The sequence below is a fragment of the Pseudomonas sp. NFACC51 genome (assembly GCF_900103575.1).
Lineage (GTDB): Bacteria > Pseudomonadota > Gammaproteobacteria > Pseudomonadales > Pseudomonadaceae > Aquipseudomonas > Aquipseudomonas fluorescens_Q.
Genome location: NZ_FMXH01000006.1, coordinates 145,059 through 166,032, shown reverse-complemented (window position 1 = coordinate 166,032; position 20,974 = coordinate 145,059). Strand labels below are relative to the sequence as shown.

15 protein-coding genes are annotated in these 20,974 nt (G+C 60.5%); 2 read left to right on the top strand and 13 right to left on the bottom strand.

The window, feature by feature from the left end; all coding sequences use genetic code 11:
• Positions 1-94 precede the first annotated feature (94 nt).
• Entirely contained in the window at positions 95-1,279 is a 1,185-nt protein-coding gene (locus tag BLT00_RS14225) for an O-antigen ligase family protein (protein WP_139199620.1), read from the bottom strand.
• A gap of 12 nt (positions 1,280-1,291) precedes the next feature.
• Entirely contained in the window at positions 1,292-2,398 is a 1,107-nt protein-coding gene (locus tag BLT00_RS14220; RefSeq protein WP_092146679.1) for a capsular polysaccharide export protein, LipB/KpsS family, read from the bottom strand.
• Positions 2,399-2,618: 220 nt separating this feature from the next.
• Here BLT00_RS14220 and BLT00_RS14215 point away from each other — a divergent pair, with 220 nt between their 5' ends.
• Positions 2,619-3,251 (top strand): BUD32 family EKC/KEOPS complex subunit, encoded by a 633-nt coding sequence (locus BLT00_RS14215; RefSeq protein WP_092146681.1) that lies wholly within the window; start codon positions 2,619-2,621, stop codon positions 3,249-3,251.
• A gap of 17 nt (positions 3,252-3,268) precedes the next feature.
• On the opposite strand, the gene BLT00_RS14210 is transcribed toward BLT00_RS14215, so the two are convergent.
• From BLT00_RS14210 to glnE, 11 genes are all read right to left on the bottom strand, one after another.
• Entirely contained in the window at positions 3,269-4,543 is a 1,275-nt protein-coding gene (locus BLT00_RS14210) for a glycosyltransferase family protein (RefSeq protein WP_256572772.1), read from the bottom strand.
• 8 nt (positions 4,544-4,551) lie between these two features.
• A complete protein-coding gene (locus BLT00_RS14205) occupies positions 4,552-5,454 on the bottom strand; it encodes a glycosyltransferase family 2 protein (RefSeq protein WP_092146683.1) in 903 nt (300 codons plus the stop codon).
• On the bottom strand, positions 5,447-7,195 hold the full coding sequence (locus BLT00_RS14200) for a carbamoyltransferase family protein (protein ID WP_053181410.1): 1,749 nt from the start codon (positions 7,193-7,195) through the stop codon (positions 5,447-5,449). The genes BLT00_RS14205 and BLT00_RS14200 overlap by 8 nt, the downstream gene beginning before the upstream one ends.
• A gap of 644 nt (positions 7,196-7,839) precedes the next feature.
• Positions 7,840-9,300, bottom strand: a complete 1,461-nt coding sequence (locus BLT00_RS14195) for a lipopolysaccharide kinase InaA family protein (RefSeq protein ID WP_092146685.1) — start codon at positions 9,298-9,300, stop codon at positions 7,840-7,842.
• Positions 9,300-10,052 (bottom strand): lipopolysaccharide kinase InaA family protein, encoded by a 753-nt coding sequence (locus BLT00_RS14190; protein WP_092146687.1) that lies wholly within the window; start codon positions 10,050-10,052, stop codon positions 9,300-9,302. The genes BLT00_RS14195 and BLT00_RS14190 overlap by 1 nt, the downstream gene beginning before the upstream one ends.
• The gene (locus BLT00_RS14185) at positions 10,049-10,783 is read right to left on the bottom strand and encodes a lipopolysaccharide kinase InaA family protein (RefSeq protein WP_092146689.1); all 735 of its coding nucleotides are present in this window, start codon (positions 10,781-10,783) and stop codon (positions 10,049-10,051) included. The genes BLT00_RS14190 and BLT00_RS14185 overlap by 4 nt, the downstream gene beginning before the upstream one ends.
• Positions 10,783-11,589 (bottom strand): lipopolysaccharide core heptose(I) kinase RfaP, encoded by an 807-nt coding sequence (gene rfaP, locus BLT00_RS14180; RefSeq protein ID WP_092146691.1) that lies wholly within the window; start codon positions 11,587-11,589, stop codon positions 10,783-10,785. Before rfaP ends, BLT00_RS14185 begins: the two co-directional genes overlap by 1 nt.
• Complete coding sequence (locus tag BLT00_RS14175) at positions 11,586-12,710, bottom strand: glycosyltransferase family 4 protein (RefSeq protein ID WP_092146693.1); 1,125 nt, start codon at positions 12,708-12,710, stop codon at positions 11,586-11,588. The genes rfaP and BLT00_RS14175 overlap by 4 nt, the downstream gene beginning before the upstream one ends.
• Positions 12,710-13,768: a lipopolysaccharide heptosyltransferase I gene (gene waaC, locus BLT00_RS14170; protein ID WP_063323228.1), complete on the bottom strand. Its 1,059-nt coding sequence runs from the start codon at positions 13,766-13,768 to the stop codon at positions 12,710-12,712. Before waaC ends, BLT00_RS14175 begins: the two co-directional genes overlap by 1 nt.
• A gap of 1 nt (position 13,769) precedes the next feature.
• Positions 13,770-14,804, bottom strand: coding sequence for a lipopolysaccharide heptosyltransferase II (waaF, locus tag BLT00_RS14165; protein WP_092146695.1), 1,035 nt, complete (start codon positions 14,802-14,804; stop codon positions 13,770-13,772).
• 187 nt (positions 14,805-14,991) lie between these two features.
• Positions 14,992-17,943: a bifunctional [glutamate--ammonia ligase]-adenylyl-L-tyrosine phosphorylase/[glutamate--ammonia-ligase] adenylyltransferase gene (glnE, locus tag BLT00_RS14160; protein ID WP_092146696.1), complete on the bottom strand. Its 2,952-nt coding sequence runs from the start codon at positions 17,941-17,943 to the stop codon at positions 14,992-14,994.
• Positions 17,944-18,325: 382 nt separating this feature from the next.
• On the opposite strand from glnE, the gene aceE reads away from it, so the two are divergent.
• On the top strand, positions 18,326-20,971 hold the full coding sequence (aceE, locus tag BLT00_RS14155; RefSeq protein WP_063323231.1) for a pyruvate dehydrogenase (acetyl-transferring), homodimeric type: 2,646 nt from the start codon (positions 18,326-18,328) through the stop codon (positions 20,969-20,971).
• The last annotated feature ends 3 nt before the right edge of the window (positions 20,972-20,974 follow it).

Genomic DNA, 20,974 nt, shown 5'->3' with positions numbered 1-20,974 from the left:
AGATTGTAACAGCGAACGAATTACAACACCGGCGCAGTCAGGACTGAACGACTGGGCAGCACAGCGATAGCAATTCGCTTTCGCGTCATAAGCATCAGGAAACAGAAACGCTCTGGGTGGAGCGTTCGGTTTCAGCGCTCCCCCGAGCGGCCAACACAATACTCAAAGCAATCGGCAGCCAAGTGATCAACCAATCGGCGTTCGGTTTGAGCCAGAGACCGATGCCATCGGTCAGCAACGACGCTCCGGAAAAAACCCAGAGTGCCAGCAACACTTGACCCAGCGGCTGGGCTCGCGAAATCCAGCCGCGCCAGCCAGCCGCCAGCCACAGCCAGCCGAACAACAGCAGGCCAGGCACCCCGAGACGCACTCCGGTATCCAGAAAGAGGTTATGGGGATGCTTGAAGGACCTCGCTATTTCAGGGACCGGAATCAGGTACTCATTGAATCCCAACCCCGTTACCCAGTGGTCCAGAATCAACTGAATACCACCTCGCCATAGCTCGGGACGGTAAGAGACGCCACGCTGCAATAGAATCTCGGGTTTGAATAGAGCAATGCACGCCACTCCCAACGCCCCCAGAAGGATCAGGCCGCTTCCCAGGCGTGACGGTCGCGCTACGGCCATAACGAAAAAACAGACGACCAAGCCGATCCAAACACCACGCGTTTGGCTGAAGCCCAGAAACAGCGCATATCCGATCGCTGGGATCAGCAGCAACGCCATCACAACAGGAGGGAAGCGCCTGGTTCGCAGTGTGAACGCGCCCATGATTGCCAAGGCGCCCACCGCGTGCGCCGCCATGATCGCGGTGTCCCATAAGCCGATGGCGATCACCCGGGAGTGCAAAGACCGCGCGGATAGACCATAAAAATACACCCAAGAAGCGGCCGCAAAAACACCACCGATAATCGATGCGTACAACAACATGGACTCTAGCCGCCATTGGCGGTTCTGTGCCGCCAGCAACACGCCTGCCAGGGTCAAGGCTACATAGAATGTCACCTTGACCTTGCCGAAGACGTTATCGCCCCCTTCGACCGCCAATACCAGGAACGTCCAGGCAACGAACAAGAGGAAAAAAATGCACTCCGGCTGTTTGAGTAACAGGCGAAAATCCCGATGAACCAGCGCCAGCAAGGCGGGCAGCCAGAGCAGTACAATCAACATCTGGTGATAAAGCTTGTTGCTCGGCAGTACCCACGGGCCACATAACAAAATGAGGAACCCGATGGATGCCCACACCGCCAGGACATCCTTGCTAATAAACCTTTTCATTTCTGACAGCACTTAACTTTTCCCCAGCATTCGATCGGCAACTCGTTGCAACTGAGCTTTATCTGCGTTCTTCCAGCCCCCCTTAATGCAATAGTGCTCGCTAAGGTAGTGCAGGAAGTTACGTCTTAATTGCTCGTCAAGCGGCCATCGCGGGAATGCACGCGCCAATTCCACCGCCTGTTCAGCGGTGTCGGCATGCATCACCAGCCCCTCTATGTTGAAAAACGCTTGGCCCAAGGTAAGCACAGGCCTGCCCAGGAGCAGGCTTTCCAGGCCAACCGTCGAATTGATCGTCATCACAAAAAGACTGGACTCAATCAATTGCTGGGTAGAGTTACCGTTGGCGAACAGCACACGATCACCGGTACGCTCATGCAGTTCTGGATACGTCTCTCGACTGGACGGATGCTCCTTGAACACCACTGTCAGCCCCGTCTCTTTAGCCAGTCGTTCGCCCAAGGCAAACATCTCGCGCATGTTGCTGATCCAGGGAGAAAACAGCCGAACCTGGCTATCTCGGTCATCTTGAAACGGAACAAAGACGAACTGCTGCGGCAGCGCAATGGGTGCCGGGCCAGTGGTACGAGGCGGACGGGGGATCAGCACTGGGGCGGCCTGGTTTTCAGGCACGAGGTAAGGATAGTTGAGGTAAAAATCGGCCTCACGCGGAACCGCATTCAGGTAATTCACGCCCTTGGGGTCCACCGTCGTGGTATCGGGCAACAGGCCATTCTCGAAAAAGAACGTCTTGCAACTCGACGGGGCCAGCGCCGTCAGCAATCGGCAATAGCGATGGGAACCATTCCAGAATACCAACGCATCAGGACGCTCACGATTGAGCAAAGCCTGGGCCCGCAGTGCCATCCCAAAAAGTTCAAGACGTAGCAATAGGCGGTAAAGCCGACCATTGCTCTTGTTCTTGACGCGACGCTCCTCGCATTTCTCTTCGATCAAGCTCTCCCAGTCGATGCGAGAAAGGATCCTGGATATCTGGAGCGCCCCAAACCAAGGCATCTGTGAAGGGGTAACTACTTTGCCTTGTAGTTCTGTTTCGTTGAGCAACCGATTGAAGTAAAGGCCTTGATGAGCGGCCAAGGAAATGAACAGCATTGTCGTCATGGAGTGTCCAGAAGATAGGCAGCACCTACACGCCAGCCGACGCATGGCGAATAGCAACATGGATCAGAACCAACACTCTGTGACAGAGTCCAGGCGACCCCATGGACAGCGCCGGGATCCTTTGAAATGTGGCGCGACTATACCACAGCTGTTTTTGCAGCATGCACACTGCGGTAACATAGCCTGCGGCTCATCCATCGGGCCAGTTTTTGGAGCACTGATGCAAACGCTCGACCATGCACTTTATCTCAGCCTGCGCGAAGGTGCCGAGGTTCTCGAAGCCGATGGTAAAGGGGATAAAGTCCTGCGCCTGACTGATGGCTCGATACTCAAGCTGTTTCGTCGCAAACGCCTGCTGACCTCCGCGCTCTGGGCTCCTTACGCCAAGCGCTTCGCCGATAACTGCCGAACGCTGCGCGAACGCGGCATCGAGTGCCCGGAAATTCTCCAGGTTTATCGCATCCCCAGCATCAAGTGCGATGCCGTCCATTACACTCCACTGCCTGGCTACACCCTGCGTCAACTGCTGAACGTGGATACTAATGAGGATCTTCAGGCGCGATTGGGAGAGTTCGTTGCACGGTTGCATCAGAACGGCATCTACTTTCGCTCCGCGCACCTGGGCAACGTCGTATTGACGCCGCAAAACACGTTGGGACTGATCGACATTGCTGATCTGCGCACCTACCGCAAGCCGCTTCGCAAAGGCCTGCGCCTGCGCAATTTCAAGCATATGTTGCGCTATCGGCAGGAGCGCGATTGGCTACTCAAGGACAACCAGTTCCTGGAGCACTACATGACCCACCAACACCTGTGCAATGAACTGGAAGTGAGGCTGGCGCTCAACGCTTAAGCCATCTACCCCCGAGGTCAACCGACTGCAGGCAGCCTGAAGGTCTCGAAGTCCCGCACAGGCTCTACGTCGTGCAACAGGTTATCGACTAGTTGAACGGTTTTCGCCAACCCCTGAGAACCGTACACCAAGTGATAATCGGCGAAATGGCGGGCTCGGGCCACATGCCCCTGGTAGTCGCACTCAAGCGCCTGCAACTGACGGGACAATTCAGGTTCATCACGAACTTGAGGTCCAAAAAAAAGCGAATGGGAAAAAATGTCCTGATCACTGCCCGCGTTCACATGGATCACCGGCCGGCCCGCCAACCCTGCCTCGATACCGGCATTGGACATGATATTGATCACAACGCTGGCCTGGGCCAGCGCCTGGGCTAGCGAGCACGTGATATCCAGCAGTTCTACGTTGGCCAATCGCTCGGCAGCAGCGCTCCAGAATTGCGCCTTGCTACGCGGGTGACGCTTGAACAGTACGCGATAGTGCGGATTGCGTTCGGCCCAATCGCACAATAGCTGATAGGTGTTCTGGTAGCCCGAGTCTTTCTCCCGATCAGGACCAACCCCCAAAACCAACACCGTTCGGAGCGCCGGGTCGGCGACAGGCAGATCATAGGTTTCATCGACCAGGTAGGACCCGACCAGCACGACTGTCGACTCACCAAACCGCAAGGTTCGCTCTTGCAAGGCAACGAGCGAACTGCGCCCAAAGACGCCGTAGAAATCAAAGTCGTTCATCGCCAGCCGCCGAGAAGACTCCAGCGTCGCGGCGTGGGCCAGATGCAGCAGTCGAGCGCCACGCGCAGCCAATGCCAGGCGCAGAAATGGCGCATGGAGACTACCGTTGCGCTCGTTGATCAACACCTTGGGCTGATAGGTCATCACTAACCACTGGGCATGGGCCGCGTATACCAGATATCGCAGCGGTACAGACTGCGCAGGTGCCACAAGCATTCGCTGCGCGCAAGCATCTGACGGCGAGCGTAAAGCGGCTTCCTTCAGATGGTGTCCGCGCTCACGCAGGGCCTCGATCAAAATATTCTTGCGCTGCAATGCCATGGACTTGGGGGCCGAATGCAGCAACAGCACCTCACAGTGCATGGGGTCGACCGAACCACTCAAGCACGCTTTGGCGCGTATCCCGACAGCAACATCGACGAGCACATCACGAACCAGGCGCAGCAGGCTGCCAAAGCGACCATGACGCTCGCGTAGCAACTTCCAACGATAACGATCCAGCTCCCGTGCCTTTTGCGCCCAGCATCCATCAACCTGGAGCACTCCTTCGCCGGACAACGGCGCACTCATTTGAACAACAACCGAATGGCCTTGCGGGTATAGGGCCAACGCGTGAGAGAACGAATATCGGTGCGCACAGCTTGAACATAAAAAGCCCTGGCGTTGACATAATCGCCAGCGGTGTAGCAATCACGGAACAACGACAGGCAGCGCTGAGCCATGAAAGCCTGGCGCAAGTCCTGCAGTTCAGGTAAGCGCGCAGGGGAAAACACCTCGTCAACCATCCCAATGCCCGCCGCCAGGCTTTGCTTGAGGTCGTGCCGCATACTGTCATCATGCTTATAGATCAACGCCAGCGGCTGATCGAGAACGCTGCACGGGAAACGCGCCAACACCTGGGCAAACACCGGGATATCTTCGACGTTACGCAAGTGCTCGGGGTAATTGCCCGGCGCAAACACATCGCGATGCATCACGCAGGCACCGTTGGACAGCGTCACCGTCTTGTCCAGCAAGTAGCCACGCACACGTTCGCGCGGTGTGGCAGGCAAGGGTTTTACGCGATGCTGGACCCGACGGCCATCGGCAAACACCGACCAGTGCCCACCAATGATAAAACGGCTCTCGGGATGACTGGCGATATGTTGGGCCACCGCAGCCAGCGCGCCTGGAGCCATCTCATCATCGGCATCCAGGAAGATTATGTATGGCCCTCGTGCCTCCTCGATCCCGCGATTACGAACCGAAGATAGACCACCATTGGGTTTACGCAGAACTCGAAAGCAATTCGCATGTTCAGCCTGGAGCTGTTCCAGCACTTGTGGCGTCGCGTCAGTTGAACCGTCATCGATCACCAGCAGTTCAGCTGGAGCATCTCCCAACTGCGCCACAACAGAGTTCACCGCACGCGGCAATGTCTTGGCGTAGTTATAAGCAGGGATGACAACGCTGATCAACGTCTCAGTCATAAGCGTCCACGCCATCTTTGACCACCAGGATGTCTTCCATGATCAGGTACTGCAGGTCGGAACCGAAGAACATGTTCAGCGCGTCGGTGGGCGAGCAGATCATCGGTTCGCCACGACGGTTGAGCGAAGTGTTCAGCGACACGCCGTTGCCGGTCAGGACTTCCAGGGCCTTCATCATGTCGTAGTAGCGCGGGTTGTATTCGCGCTTGAGCACCTGGGCCCGAGACGTGCCGTCTTCATGGACGACTTCCGGCACGCGGGTTTTCCATTCTTCGGCCACTTCGAAGGTGAACGTCATGAACGGCGCCGGGTGGTCGACCTTGATCATCTGCGGCGCAACGGTGTCGAGCATCGACGGGCAGAAAGGCCTCCAGCGCTCGCGGAACTTGATCTGTTCGTTGATGCGATCGGCCACGCCGCTGGCACTTGGGCAACCGATGATCGAACGACCGCCCAAGGCCCGCGGGCCAAACTCCATGCGCCCCTGGAACCAGGCCACCGGGTTGCCGTCGACCATGATCCTGGCGATGCGCTCGGGGGTGTTGTCGATCTTGCGCCACGCAGGCTTGCTCGGATGACGGGCGCATGCAGCGATCACATCTTCGTTGCTGTAGGCCGGGCCGAGGTAGACGTGTTCCATCTTCTCTACGGGTACGCCACGGGCGTGGGACACATAAGCCGCAGCACCCACAGCAGTACCGGCGTCGCCGGAAGCCGGTTGCACGAACAGCTCCTTGACGTCGTCACGGGCGATGATTTTCTGGTTCAACTTGACGTTCAACGCGCAGCCACCCGCGAAGGCCAGCTTGCCGGTCTCCTTGAGCACGTCGCCCAGGTAGTGGTCGATCATCTGGAGCGCGAGCTTCTCGAACAGCGCTTGCATGCTCGCCGCGTAGTGAATGTACGGCTCGTCGGCGATGTCGCCTTCGCGTTTCGGGCCGAGCCATTCGATCAGCTTCGGCGAGAAGTAAAAACCCTTGCCCTTCTCTTTATAGCGACGCAGGCCGATCACGTTGGCGTAGTCGGTGTTGATCACCAGTTCGCCGTTTTCGAACGAGGCCAAACGCGAGAAATCGTACTTGCTGGCATCGCCATAGGGCGCCATGCCCATGACCTTGAACTCACCGTCAAGCATTTCAAAGCCGAGGAATTCGGTGATCGCGCCGTACAGGCCGCCCAGGGAGTCCGGGTCGAAGAATTCCTTGATCTTGTGGATCTTGCCGTTTTCGCCGTAGCCAAAGAAGGTCGTGGCGTATTCGCCCTTGCCGTCGATGCCCAGGATCGCGGTTTTCTCCTGGAAGCCCGAGCAGTGATAGGCGCTGGAGGCGTGGGCCAGGTGATGCTCGACCGGCTCGATCTTGATTTTTTTCGGATCGAAGCCCAGTTGCTCCAGGCACCAGACGATCTTGCGGCGATAGCGCTTGTAGCGACGGTTGCCCATCAGGATCGCGTCGAGGGCCCGGTCCGGGGCGTACCAGTAGCGCTTGGCATAGTGCCAGCGCGCCTCGCCGAACAGGCTGATCGGGGCGAAGGGGATCGCCACTACATCGACGTCGGAAGGCTTGATACCGGCCTGCTCCAGGCAGAACTTCGCCGACTCGTAGGGCATGCGGTTCTTTGCATGTTTATCGCGTACGAAGCGCTCTTCCTCGGCCGCTGCGATCAGCTTGCCGTCAATGTACAACGCAGCGGAAGGATCATGGCTAAGGGCGCCGGACAGGCCAAGAATCGTCAATGCCACAGGGGTCTAGCCTCTTATGTCTGCATATGGGCGACAAGCGCCGCGAAAAATTGATGTGCCGCGCGCCCAGGGCACGGGGCAGCTAAAGGGCGGGATTATAGCTTAAAAGCGGCATTAAGCCTCTAGCGGTGAGTGGGGAGCTTGTGGGTTTTGCCGCTCGGGCGTTCATTGACAGTCCATGGCCACCAACATAGGCTTCACGCAAATGGACTGGGAGATCCCGGTCGGCGTCTAAGCCTCGGTGAGTTTCATCGGGGCTTTTCGCTTTCTGGAGCGCAAATACCCCTCCCCCCAAACCTTCCTCCCCGTAGTGCGGTCAGCATCCCTGTAGCTGAACCACCGCTATCGCGAGCAAGCTCGCTCCCGCATGGTTTTGCGGATGCTCACAATGTTTGCAGACGATACAAAAACCTGTGGGAGCGAGCTTGCTCGCGATAGCCGATAGCGGCAGTCCATTTCAAACCCGAATCCGCCCCTTTCTCGGCCTGAAGGTGTACGCGGTCCGTGGCGAGGGAGCTTGCTCCCGCTCGGCTGCGCAGCAGCCGCAAGACCTACCGTCTATTTTTTCCTGGCACACCGCGTTGAATGGTTTTGGGGCTGCTGCGCAGCCCAGCGGGAGCAAGCTCCCTCGCCACGGTGACCGGTTACAAGACAGATGGCGCGGTATCGACGCCCTTCGGCAACCGCCCATCAATCATCCGATACAACGCACTGTCCTGCGGCCAATTACGCATGAACCGCGCGCGATCACGGGCGTAGGCCTGGGCGAAGCTGGCGTGGGTGCGGTGTTGGCACATCGAGTCGAGGTCGATCAACGCCCAGCGGTCTTGCTGCCAGAACAGGTTGTGGCCCTTGAAGTCGCCGTGACTGATGCGTTCGCGGATGAGGTCCGCGAACAAGCGATCCAGCGCCAGCAATTCCGTCTCGGGGGCGTCACCGTTTTCCACGTAGGGAGCAAAACGCTCGATGATGTCGGACCCGGACAGGTATTCGGTCACCAGGTACGCACCGCGACGCAGCCACAGGAAACGCTTTTCCAGCAGAGCCAGGGGCTTGGGCGTGGCGATGCCGAGAAAGGCCAAACGATGGCCTTCGCGCCAGGAATGCCAGGCGCGACTCGGGCGCCAGAAGCGCTTGAGCCAATGGGCGAAGTTCTTGATGTTGTAGCGCTTGATCACCAAGGTGCGACCGTTCACCTCGACTTTGCCGACACTGGCCGCGCCGCCGGTCTTGAATAGGTGTCCCTGGTCGAGCAATGCATCGGCCTGCTCTAGCACCGGTGTCATGGCCGCTTCTTCATCACGGCGGATCGCCCGCAGGCCAAACGCCCCGCGTTGCACGCTGAACAGGCTGCACTCGCGCCCGACTTTCGCGAGGAAATCCTTCAGGCGCCAGGCTTGCACCTTGTCGATCTGTTTTTGCAGCGCTTCCATGGGCAGCGCGTGTTCGGCGTTGCCTAGCAGGTAATGCACCAACAGCTCTTCATTGAACGGCTGGAGGGCTTTGGGAAGCTGAGCGAAAAACACTCCCAGGTTCTCCAGGACTTTCTGCCGCGACAGCGGTTGACCTGGGGTTTCAGCACGGATGCCAGCGCCGTCGATCAAGTAGAGGTTGCCGTCGTGACGCAGCAGATTGTCCAGGTGCAAGTCTTCCTGCCATAGGCCTTTGCTGTGCAATTGCGCGATAGCGCCCAGGGCTTCGGCCAATACCGCCGTTTGCTCGTCAGCCAGCAATGGCAGGTGCTCGACCTGTTTCCAGGCATCCCCCAAGCTCTCGGCGCCTTCGAGCAATTGGAACAACAACCAGCCGCCTTCACCCTCTTTCAGGCCATCGGCGAGCAACAGCGGCGTCGTCAACCCTTGCTCCGCCAGCAGGCGCACGCCTTGCAGTTCCCGTTGAAAATGCCGGGCGGCCTTGCTGCCCACCAACAACTTGGCCAGCACCGGCCGGCCGCGCCAGACGCCCGCGCCAACGTAACGCTGCCCCGGCAACACCCGCAACAGCGAAAGCAGCTGCAACTTCGCCGGACCGGCGGCATCGGCCAGCTCCAGGCTCAGGGGCAGGCTGGGACTGCGGCCGGCGTTCTTCAATTCGGACAAGTGCATCAACGGGCTTCCTTGTGGCTGCGCCGGATGGTCAGGCGGGTCATCCAGTTATCGACCAGCGCTCCGTCGAGCGGCTGGTCCAGATAAACAGACAGCAATTGGCGCACCTCGTCGTGACTCCAGATCGAGGCGCGACGCAGCAACGGCTCCAGGTCCTTGATCCGATCTCGCAGGCCGAACAGCAGTGGCCGGGTCTTTTCCAGATCAATCAATTGCGCCTGGTAACCGCTATCGCTGGCTTGCAGAAAGATGTGTTTTGGATAGAAACAACCGTGCACCTGATGCATGCCGTGCAGACGCCGCGCCAACTGGCCGCAGGCTTTCAAAATGGTGGTGCGTTGCGCCGCCGTCAGGGTCGACCAGCGCCGCAGCAGTGAGTCCAGGTCATCCCAGCCGTCCAGGGCTCGGGTCAGCAAGACCGCTCGCACCTCGCCATTCACCTTGCGCTGACCATAGAACACCGCTTGCAGGGCCGGAATCCCCAACTGGCGATATCGGCTGATGTTGCGAAACTCCCGGGAAAAACTCGGCTCGCCAAACGGGTGGGACAAGGTCCGGGTCAGGTAATTGCTCTGGCGCTTGAGGTAATAGCCCTGCCCCTCCAGGTCCAGCCGGAACACACTGCTCCAGCCGTCACCCAAGGTGTTGGGAACGTCCACCGCGTCCAGTTGCCGCGCCCACAAGGCCTCGAAGCTGTCCAGCCCATGACGTTGCAACAACGCCCGGTCTTCAGCGGCCAGAAAATCAGTCATTCACGCCCCTCGAAAAATCTCACCACGTGACGGATGCGTTTCTTGTCGCACGCATTGAGCCGGTCGCGCTGGCGGTATTGCAGGTAGAACCGCAGGCGCTGCGTGGCCGACAAGTGATACTTGGCCACTTTGTCCAGGCACGCCAAATCCTTGGTGATGCGGTACTTGAGCCAGAAGCCGCGCCAGAAGTCGCCGTTCGGGCAGTCGATCAGGAACAGCTTCGCCTGGTCATCGACCAGCAGGTTGCGCCATTTCAGATCATTATGGGTGAAGCGCTGCTCGTGCATGGTCCGTGTGTAACCGGCCAGTTGCCGGCTCACGCCTTCAACCCAGGCGCGGTCGGCCAGCCTCGGATCGCAACGCTCGGCCAGCGCCGAGAGGTCTTCTGTATGCGGCAGTTCGCGGGTGATCATCGCGCCACGGGCATAGGCCGCGCCGTTTCGCTCCAGGCCCCAGGCGACGATTTCGGCGGTAGGGATGCCCCACTTGGCGAAGCGCTTGAGGTTCTGCCATTCGGACTTGACCCGCGGCCTGCCCAGGTAACGGCGCAAGCCCTTGCCCGCCCCGACGTAGCGCTTGACGTAGTAATTCACACCGTTGCGCTGCACCCGGATCACCTCTGACAACGGATCACGGGTCAAACGCTCCCCTTGCAACGCGAAGACCGCCTCGAGGCTGCCGAAATCCTGCGCCAGGTCGGCGTAGGCCGGCTCCAGTGTCCAACCTGACATCAGAGCGCGTCCCCGTATCGCTGCTTGCGGGCATACAGCTTGTTGGCCTTGCCTTCGAGCCAGGCCAGCAGCGACGCCTCTTCAGCGAGGATCCGGCGCAACGGCTGCTGGAAATAGCCCTTGAGAAAACGCAATTTGTCGCGCCGGGTCAGGCCAATGTCCAGCGCCGAGAAATACAGCGCCGCCAGGTCCTTGTTGCGCCAGCGAGCGGTAATGGCTGGACGGGTCTGGGCACGGTGCAGGTCGATCACCGAAAGCTTGAAGTCGGCAGGCGTCACCGGCTTGTCGGTGTGCAGCAGGAAGTGGCAGATGTAGCAGTCGCGATGGTTGACCCCGGCGCGGTGCATCATGCCGGTCATGCGCGCCACTTCGGCGATCAGGGCACGCTTGAGTGCCGGTGGCGGCGGCTGCTTGACCCAGTCGATGCTGAAGTCTTCGAGGCTGACGGTCGGCGCCAGCTCTTCGGTGACGATGAACGAGTGCTGGTCCGCCGGATTGCTGCCCTTCTCGCCGTAGGCGACAGCGGTCATGGTCGGCACGCCAGCCTCCTGCAAACGCTGGATAGCCTTCCACTCCTGCCCTGCCCCGAGGACCGGCAGCTTGGCGGTGAACAAGTTCTTGAAGATCTCGCCCCAACCGATGCCACGGTGGATCTTCACGAAAAAGCCGCGACCGTCCACCTCCGTGCGCAAGGTGCGCCGGGCTTCCAGTTCACGATAGACCTCGCCCTTGAGCGCTTCGACTTCGGTGAACGCATCGCGCCCGGCCCAAAGGCTCTTGAACGGTTCGGCCAGCATCAACTTCATTGTGTGTGCTCCGCCAAAATCACATCGGCCGCGTGCTGCGGCATGCTGTAGAGGTCGGCCGTCTCGGCGAAGGCCAGACCGTTGCGGCTCCAGGCCGTCCTGGCATCGGCATCGTTCAACATGCGGCCCAGATACTCGGTGAGCTGGGCTTGTTCGAACGGCTCGTCCAGCACCAGGCCACTGTCGGCCTCGGCGATGTAATGGGCGTACCCACACACCGCGCTGACCAGCACCGGCAATCCGGCCACCAGCGCTTCGAGCAGTACGGTGCCGGTGTTCTCGTTGTACGCTGGATGGATCAACAGGTCGGCACCCAGCAGGAAACGCGGGATGTCGCTGCGCCCCTTGAGGAACCGCACATTATCACCGAGCCCCAGTGCGGCGCTCTGCAGTTGGAATACCTTGGGGTCGTCCTGGCCGATTACAAACAACCGGGTGCGTTTTCTCAATTCGGCGGGCAGCGCGGCCAGGGCCTTGAGGCTGCGATCCACGCCCTTGGTCTTGAACCCGGAACCGATCTGCACCAGCAGCAGGTCGTCATCGGCCAGTTCGAATTCGGCCCGGAACGCCGCGCGGATCTCGTCGGCGTCGGTGGGCCGACGCCGGTCCTGGGCGATGCCCGGCGGCAGCAGGTGAAAGCGCTCAAGCGGTGTGCCGTAGTGCTTGATGAACAGTGGCTGCTGGACTTCGGAAATCATCAGCACGTCGGTCTTGGCATCCTTGGCGAACACCGCCCGCTCGTACTCGGCGAAATGCCGGTAGCGGCCCCAGCGCCGGTACAGCGAATTGCGCAGGTTCTGCGCTTTGTCTTCGAAGCAGCCGTCGGCAGCGTAGTACACGTCCAGGCCGGGCATTTTGTTGAAGCCGATCAAACGGTCCACCGGGCGCTTGGCCAGGTCGGCCTCCATCCACGCACTGAGCTTCTCGTTACGGCGATGGTTGAACAGCGCCTTGACCGGCGCGACCAGCACCTCGAAGCCGGGCGGCACGTCACCTTCCCAAATCAGCGTGTAGACGCGGATCTGGTGACCGCGTCGCTGGCACTCCAGGGCGATGCGCATGAAGTCACGCTGCAGGCCACCGAAGGGGAAGTACTTATAAAGGACAAAAGCCAATTGCATCAGCGCGACTCCTCAGCCAATAACGTGCTCAGGTGGCTGGCAACACGCTCGGGGTTCAGACGCGTGAAGCACAGGGGCTGCTCGCGTTTCAGGTCAAACCGCCGGGCATCTTCGGCGGTGGGTGGGTAAGTGCACTGCTTTTGCATGCAAGGCGCACAGGGGAAATCGCTGGCGAGATGGATCTGGCCCTTGCCGTAGGCGCCGGTCAGCACCGGATTGGTCGGGCCAAGCAACGAAATGGTCGGTACGTCCAGGGCCGCAGCCAGATGACCGAGACCGGTGTCCACGGCCACACAGGCCTGGGCACCGGCAAGCACCTTGCCCATGCCGCCGAGGTTCAGCTTCGGCAGCACCAGGGCGTTGCGCAACCCGTTGGCGATGCGTTCGGCCCGGGCCTTTTCGGCGGGGTTGCCCCACGGCAGTTTTACCACCACGCCGAACTGCCCCATGCGCTCGGTGAGCTGGCGCCAGTAAAGTTCGGGCCAATGCTTGGACTCCCAGGTCGTGCCGTGCAGGAACACCACGTAGGGATAGGGGCGTGGCAATTCCACCAATCGATCGACGTTGAGGCCATAGTTACCCAGCGTCTGCGGCAAGTCATACCCCAGCGCCAGGGCAAACAGCTGCCGTACGCGCTCGACCGCATGCTGACCACGGGCCACCGCCAGGCGCCGGGAATAAAAGCGCGCCGCCAGGGGTTCACGCGCCGAATTTTTATCCAGACCGGCCACCGGAGCCTTGACGTAGCGAGTCAGCCAGGCGCTTTTCAGCAGGCCTTGGGCGTCGATGACCAGGTCGTACTTTTCGGCCCGCACGCTCTGCTTGAAGCGTCGCCATTCGCCACTCTTGATGGTTTGCCAGAGGTTCTTGCGCCAGCGACGGATCGCTACCGGAACGACTTTGCCCACGGCCGGGTGCCAGGTGGGGATTTCGGCAAAGCCTTCTTCCACCACCCAATCGAACTTGATGCCGGGAATCGCCCGCGCCGCGTCGGTCAGCGCCGGCAGGGTGTGGACCACATCCCCCAGCGAAGAGGTCTTGATCAGCAATACCCGCAAGTTACCGAACCTCCACGGGTGTACCCTGCAAACGCTCCAAGGCCTCGTTCACCGACGATGGCATGAGCTGGCGCAGGCAATTGTAATGACCGAAGCGACAGGTGCGGTCGAAGCACGGACTGCACTCGATACCCAGCCGCACGACTTCGACCTGGTCGGCCAACGGTGGCGTAAAGCCCGGCGAGGTGGAACCGTAGACCGCCACCAATGGGCGGCTCAGGGCCGCGGCCACGTGCATCAGGCCGGAGTCGTTGGAGACCACCGAATCGGCGCAGGACAACAGGTCGATGGCCTCGGCCAGGGACGTGTCGCCGCTGAGGTTTACCGACTCTTCCCGAAGGCCCGGGATCAGCCGTGAGCGGATGTCCTCGCCCACCGGATGATCTTTTTTCGAGCCGAACAGCCAGACCTGCCAGCCTTCGCGAATCTTCGCCTCGGCAACCTGGGCGTAATGCTCGGCCGGCCAGCGCTTGGACTCACCGAACTCGGCCCCCGGACACAGGGCCAATACCGGTCGGTCCAGGCTCAGGCCGAACTTGGCCAGCGCCGCTTCGCGGGTGAGCGGGTCGATCTGCAGGCTCGGTCGTGGATACGGCTTGGGCAACTCGGTCCCAGGCTCGTAGGCCAAGGCCATGAAGCGCTCGATCATCAGCGGGTAGCGCTCTTTGTCCAGGGTGCGCACGTCGTTGAGCAGGCCGTAGCGAAACTCGCCACGCCAGCCGGTGCGCTTGGGGATGCCCGCGAAAAACGGCACCAGTGCCGATTTCAACGAATTGGGCAACACAATCGCCTGGTCGTACTGACCGGCCAGGGATTTGCCAATGCGCCGACGGGTCGCCAGCTCCAGCACGCCGTGGCCGAGCGGGAAGCTCAAGGCCTTGCGTACCTCGGGCATACGCTCAAGGATCGGCCGGCTCCACTCGGGGGCCAGGACGTCGATTTCGCACTGCGGATGACGCTGTTTCAGGCACTGGAACAGTGTCTGCGCCATCACCATGTCACCGACCCAGCTGGGCCCAACGATCAGAATATTCATGTAGTTTCCAAAAACGCTACGGGGAGGCCTACGCCTCCCCGCCTCGAGAATCACTGTGGCTCAGGTCGCGAAAACACCGGCAATCTACTGTGGGAGCAGGCTTGCTCGCGAAGAGGCCGGCACATTCAACATCCCAGTTGACTGACACTCCGCCTTCGCGAGCAAGCCCGCTCCCACGTTTTAAGCTTCAGCTCAGCCCCAGCTCCCGCCAGATCCGCAGCACCTGCCGACGCTCCTCCACGAACTGGTCGCCTGCGATCACCCCGGCATCTTTCTGCAAGGCCTGGCGGTGAGCGGCGGAGCGATAGGCTTTGTAGGCTTCGCGCAACAGCGTGGCATCTTCGGCCGACATCAGCCCGACCTCCTGCAACCCGTCCAGAATGCGGATGTTATCGGTGTAGCGCACCAGCGATGGGTGTTCCTCGGACCACGCCAGAGCCGCGTATTGCACCATAAATTCAATATCGACGATACCTCCGGCATCCTGCTTGAGGTCGAAGGGCGCCGTGGCCTCGAAGGCATTTGGCGCGGTTCCGGCGGCGGTGACCTTGCTGCCCAGGTTGTCGCGCATCTTGGCGCGCATTTCGCTGACCTCCTGGCGCAGCGTCGGCAAGTCACGCTTGCGCCCCAGCACCTGGCCGCGGACCTTCTCGAACGCCTGGCCCACGTCCTGGCTGCCCACCAGCACCCGCGCCCGCACCAACGCCTGATGCTCCCAGGTCCAGGCTTCATTCTCCTGGTAACGGGCAAACGCCCCGAGCGAACTGACCAGCAACCCCGACGCCCCGGATGGCCGCAGGCGCATATCCACTTCATACAACTGCCCGGAGTTGGTCTGCGCGGTCAGCAGATGAATGATCCGCTGGCCGAGCCGGGTGAAGAACTGCGCACCATCGATGGGTTTGGGACCGTCGGTTTCCGCGTGCGGATCGCCATCGTGGATGAACACCAGGTCCAGGTCGGAACCATGTCCCAATTCCAGGCCGCCGACTTTCCCATAACCGACAATAATGAAGCCCGGATCGCACAGACTGCCATCGGTGCGCAAAGGCACGCCGTGCTTGGCGGCCGTCTGGCGCCAGGCCAGGGCCAACACTTGTTCGAGAATCGCCTCGGCCAGCCAGGTCAGGTAATCGCTGACTTTCATCAGCGGCAGGCTGCCGGCGATTTCCGAGGCGGCCACCCGCAGGCGGTGCGCCAGCTTGAAATGCCGAAGCGCCTCCATTTGTTGCTCAAGGTCATCCTCGGGGATGCGCGTCAGGCGCTCACGCAACTCTGCCGCCAACTCCGGCGCCAAGGGCGGCTTGAACAGCCGGCCCTCATTGAGCAATTCATCGAGCAGCAAGGGGAAACGGGTGATTTGTTCAGCAATCCACGGGCTCGCCGCGCACAACGTCAGCAAACGGCGCAGGGCGCCAGGGTTTTCCGTCAACAACACCAGGTAGGCCGAGCGGCGGGCTACCGCTTCGACCAAGGGCAGCACCCGCTCCAGCACCAGGTCCGGATCGGCATGTTCCACGGCTTGGGCCAGCAGGCGTGGAATGAAGGCATCCAGACGCTCGCGTCCCAGGCGCTGCATGGCGCGCAGTTGCGGGCTGCCGCGCAGGGCGGCCAAGGCCTTGAGGGCTTTGGGTGCATCGACGAAGCCACCCTCCTCCAACTGACGACACGCCGCCTCTTCATCCTGGCTGTCTTCCCACAACGGCAACCATTCACCGCCCACCACGACTTCGCTTTCGCCACCCGCCTCTTCATCCGGGTCGGCGATGACCTGGCCGAAATGCCAGGCCACACGCCCGCGCCAGTACATCAATTGCTCGTGAAAGGCCGACCAGTCGGCAAAACCCAGCATGAACGCAATGCGCGCCTGGTCCTGCGGGTTGTCCGGCAACATCTGGGTCTGGCGATCGGCGATGGCCTGGATCGCATGTTCGGTATAACGCAGGAATTCATAGCCTTGGCGCAGCTCGTCGATCACCTTGGCCGGCAGATAGCCCTGGCCTTCGAGTGTCCCCAGCACCTTGAGCAGCGGACGCTGCTGCAAGCTCAGGTCGCGGCCGCCATGGATCAGTTGGAACGCCTGGGCAATGAACTCCACCTCACGAATGCCGCCCGAGCCCAGCTTGATGTTGTCGGCCATGCCCTTGCGCCGCACCTCCTGCTGGATCAGCTGCTTCATGGTGCGCAACGCTTCGATGGCGGAAAAATCCAGGTAACGGCGATAGACGAACGGGCGCAGCATGTCGAGCAACTGGGCACCGGCCACCTGGTCGCCCGCCACCACACGCGCCTTGATCATGGCGTAGCGTTCCCAGTCGCGGCCCTGGTCCTGGTAATACTGCTCCAGGGCATTGAAACTCAGCACCAGGGCACCGGCTGAGCCATAGGGGCGCAGGCGCATGTCGACGCGGAACACAAAACCGTCGACGGTCATCGGGTCCAGGGCCTTGATCAGGCGCTGGCCGACACGAATGAAAAACTCCTGGTTATCCAGTGGTCGCTTGACGCCAACGGTTTCGCCGCCCTCGGGGTAGGCGAAGATCAGATCGATGTCCGACGACAGGTTCAGCTCCACGGCACCCAGCTTGCCCATGCCCAGGATGACCATCTGCTGCGGCTCGCCGCTGCGCCGTCCGGTGGGTGTGCCGAATTGCTGGCTGAGGCGCTGGTACAACCATCGATAGGCCTGGTCGATGCAGGTGTCGGCCATGTCCGAGAGGTCGCGGCAGGTCTGGACCAGGTCGGCCTGGCGGGTCAGGTCACGCCAGATGATCCGTACCTGCTGGCGGGTTCGCTGGCGGCGCAGGACGCGGCCCAGTTCTTCTTCAGTCTCGGCGGCCCGCACGGCGGCACCGATCTGCGCGCACATTTCACCGGACGCCAGGCTGCGGTCCAGCTCGCCGCTGCGCACCAGCTCCAGCAGCATTACCGGGTCGCGGAGACTCTGCTCGATGACAAAGTCGCTGGCGGCGGCAATACGGTTGAACGCCTCCCAGCGCTGCGGGGTCCAGGCCGACAGCCCGTGGTCGTCGTCGAGCAAGGCGACCACCGCACGGAACGACTGTTCGGCACGACTGACCAATGACTGGAGAATGGCCGGCACCGTTTCCGATATTGGGACAAGCGAGGGCAGGCTCATGGTCTATCCTTGATCGGCACGGGAGAGGCTGGATGTAGTGTTTTTTCCAAATACACTACCTGATCGACTGTCGAACAAAGATGATAAATAGCTGAAAATCTGATTTTATTGGCAGCCGGCATCAAGTTTTTACCTGTACGAGTTGGCTAATGACCAACAGTAACGATTATTCTCACAACGAAACGAGGGGCCATAAGCCGCTCATGTGTAGTTTTACTACTCGTCTATACATTCGAAAGGCTGAAACGGTCGACGATTTGTAGTAAAACTACACGCCGCCGAAACAACCTTCGGCAATCCAAGAATTTATATCGTCTGCCCACAAGGCCAGTCGCAAACTCAGGCAACCGATTCTGGTAGCCTTTCCGCCCTGGAGCAAGCCATGCAAGACCTCGATCCCGTCGAAACCCAGGAATGGCTGGACGCCCTGGAATCGGTTCTCGACAAAGAAGGCGAAGACCGTGCTCATTATCTGATGACCCGTATGGGCGAACTCGCAACCCGCAGCGGTTCGCAACTGCCCTACGCCATCACCACGCCGTACCGCAACACGATCCCCGTTACCCACGAAGCACGCATGCCTGGCGACCTGTTCATGGAACGCCGCATTCGCTCGCTGGTACGCTGGAACGCGTTGGCCATGGTCATGCGTACCAACCTGAAAGATTCTGACCTGGGCGGTCACATCTCCAGCTTCGCCTCCAGCGCGACGCTGTATGACATCGGCTTCAACTACTTCTTCCAGGCCCCGACCGACGAACACGGCGGCGACCTGATCTACTTCCAGGGCCACGCATCGCCAGGCGTCTACGCCCGTGCGTTCATGGAAGGCCGCATCTCCGAAGACCAGATGAACAACTTCCGCCAGGAAGTGGACGGCAACGGCCTGTCTTCATACCCGCACCCTTGGCTGATGCCGGACTTCTGGCAGTTCCCGACCGTTTCCATGGGCCTGGGCCCGATCCAGGCGATCTACCAGGCACGCTTCATGAAGTACCTGGAAGCCCGTGGCTTCATCCAGCCAGGCAAGCAGAAAGTCTGGTGCTTCATGGGTGACGGCGAGTGCGACGAGCCAGAATCCCTGGGCGCGATTTCCCTGGCCGGCCGCGAGAAGCTGGACAACCTGATCTTCGTCATCAACTGCAACCTGCAGCGCCTCGACGGCCCGGTTCGCGGCAACGGCAAGATCATCCAGGAACTCGAAGGCGTGTTCCGTGGCGCCCAGTGGAACGTCAACAAAGTCATCTGGGGCCGTTTCTGGGACCCACTGCTGGCCAAGGACGTCGACGGCATCCTGCAACGTCGCATGGACGAAGTCATCGACGGCGAGTACCAGAACTACAAGGCCAAGGACGGCGCGTTCGTCCGTGAGCACTTCTTCAACACGCCTGAACTCAAGGCGATGGTTGCCGACTTGTCCGACGACGAGATCTGGAAACTCAACCGTGGCGGCCACGACCCGTACAAGGTCTATGCGGCGTACCACGAAGCGGTCAACCACAAGGAACAACCAACCGTCATCCTGGCCAAGACCATCAAGGGTTATGGCACTGGCGCCGGCGAAGCGAAGAACACCGCGCACAACACCAAGAAAGTCGATGTCGACAGCCTGAAGTTGTTCCGCGACCGCTTTGACATTCCGGTCAAGGACAGCGAGCTGGAAAACCTGCCGTTCTTCAAGCCTGAAGAAGGCAGCGCCGAAGCCCGTTACCTGGCCGAGCGCCGTGCCGCACTGGGCGGTTTCGTGCCGCAGCGTCGCGCCAAGAGCTTCAGCGTTCCGACCCCACCACTGGAGACCCTCAAGGCGATCCTGGACGGCTCGGGCGACCGTGAAATTTCCACCACCATGGCCTTCGTGCGGATCCTCGCGCAACTGGTCAAGGACAAGGAAATCGGCCAGCGCATCGTTCCGATCATCCCGGACGAAGCCCGTACCTTCGGTATGGAAGGCATGTTCCGCCAGTTGGGCATCTACTCGTCCGTCGGCCAGCTCTACGAGCCAGTCGATAAAGACCAGGTGATGTTCTACCGCGAAGACAAGAAGGGCCAGATCCTCGAAGAAGGCATCAACGAAGCAGGTGCCATGAGCTCCTTCATTGCCGCCGGTACTTCGTACTCCAGCCACAACCAGCCGATGCTGCCGTTCTACATCTTCTACTCGATGTTCGGCTTCCAGCGTATCGGCGACCTGGCCTGGGCGGCCGGCGACAGCCGTACCCGCGGCTTCCTGATCGGCGGCACCGCAGGCCGGACCACGCTGAACGGTGAAGGCCTGCAGCACGAAGACGGCCATAGCCACATGCTGGCCGGGACCATCCCGAACTGCCGCACCTATGATCCGACCTATGGCTACGAGCTGGCGGTGATCATCCAGGACGGCATGAAGAAGATGACCGAAGAACAACAGGACGTCTTCTACTACATCACCGTAATGAACGAGTCCTACCAGCAGCCAGCCATGCCGGCCGGTGTCGAGGCAGGCATCGTCAAGGGCATGTACCTGCTCGAAGAAGACACCCGCGAAGCGGCGCACCACGTCCAGTTGATGGGCTCGGGCACCATCCTGCGCGAAGTGCGTGAGGCAGCGAAGATCCTGCGTGAAGAGTTCAACGTCGGCGCCGACGTCTGGAGCGTCACCAGCTTCAACGAACTGCGTCGCGACGGCCTGGCCGTAGAGCGCAGCAACCGCCTGCACCCAGGCCAGAAGCCAAAGCTGAGCTACGTCGAAGAATGCCTGAACGGCCGCAAAGGTCCGGTCATCGCGTCTACCGACTACATGAAGCTGTTCGCCGAGCAGATCCGCCAGTGGGTTCCTTCCAAGGAATTCAAAGTGCTGGGCACCGACGGTTTCGGCCGTAGCGACAGCCGCAAGAAGCTGCGTCACTTCTTCGAAGTCGACCGTAAGTTCGTTGTGTTGGCAGCCCTGGAAGCCCTGGCTGACCGTGGCGATATCGAACCTAAAGTGGTGGCCGAGGCCATCGTCAAGTTCGGCATCGATCCAGAAAAACGCAACCCACTGGACTGCTGAGGA

Bases quoted from the DNA above. Each gene is read 5' to 3' on its own strand.
- BLT00_RS14205 (WP_092146683.1), bottom strand. From the start codon at position 5,454: ATGACTGAGACGTTGATCAGCGTTGTCATCCCTGCTTATAACTACGCC.
- BLT00_RS14220 (WP_092146679.1), bottom strand. From the start codon at position 2,398: ATGACGACAATGCTGTTCATTTCCTTGGCCGCTCATCAAGGCCTTTAC.
- rfaP (WP_092146691.1), bottom strand. From the start codon at position 11,589: ATGAAGTTGATGCTGGCCGAACCGTTCAAGAGCCTTTGGGCCGGGCGC.
- BLT00_RS14185 (WP_092146689.1), bottom strand. From the start codon at position 10,783: ATGTCAGGTTGGACACTGGAGCCGGCCTACGCCGACCTGGCGCAGGAT.
- BLT00_RS14175 (WP_092146693.1), bottom strand. From the start codon at position 12,710: ATGCAATTGGCTTTTGTCCTTTATAAGTACTTCCCCTTCGGTGGCCTG.
- glnE (WP_092146696.1), bottom strand. From the start codon at position 17,943: ATGAGCCTGCCCTCGCTTGTCCCAATATCGGAAACGGTGCCGGCCATT.
- waaF (WP_092146695.1), bottom strand. From the start codon at position 14,804: ATGAATATTCTGATCGTTGGGCCCAGCTGGGTCGGTGACATGGTGATG.
- BLT00_RS14195 (WP_092146685.1), bottom strand. From the start codon at position 9,300: ATGCACTTGTCCGAATTGAAGAACGCCGGCCGCAGTCCCAGCCTGCCC.
- BLT00_RS14190 (WP_092146687.1), bottom strand. From the start codon at position 10,052: ATGACTGATTTTCTGGCCGCTGAAGACCGGGCGTTGTTGCAACGTCAT.
- BLT00_RS14225 (WP_139199620.1), bottom strand. From the start codon at position 1,279: ATGAAAAGGTTTATTAGCAAGGATGTCCTGGCGGTGTGGGCATCCATC.
- BLT00_RS14215 (WP_092146681.1), top strand. From the start codon at position 2,619: ATGCAAACGCTCGACCATGCACTTTATCTCAGCCTGCGCGAAGGTGCC.
- aceE (WP_063323231.1), top strand. From the start codon at position 18,326: ATGCAAGACCTCGATCCCGTCGAAACCCAGGAATGGCTGGACGCCCTG.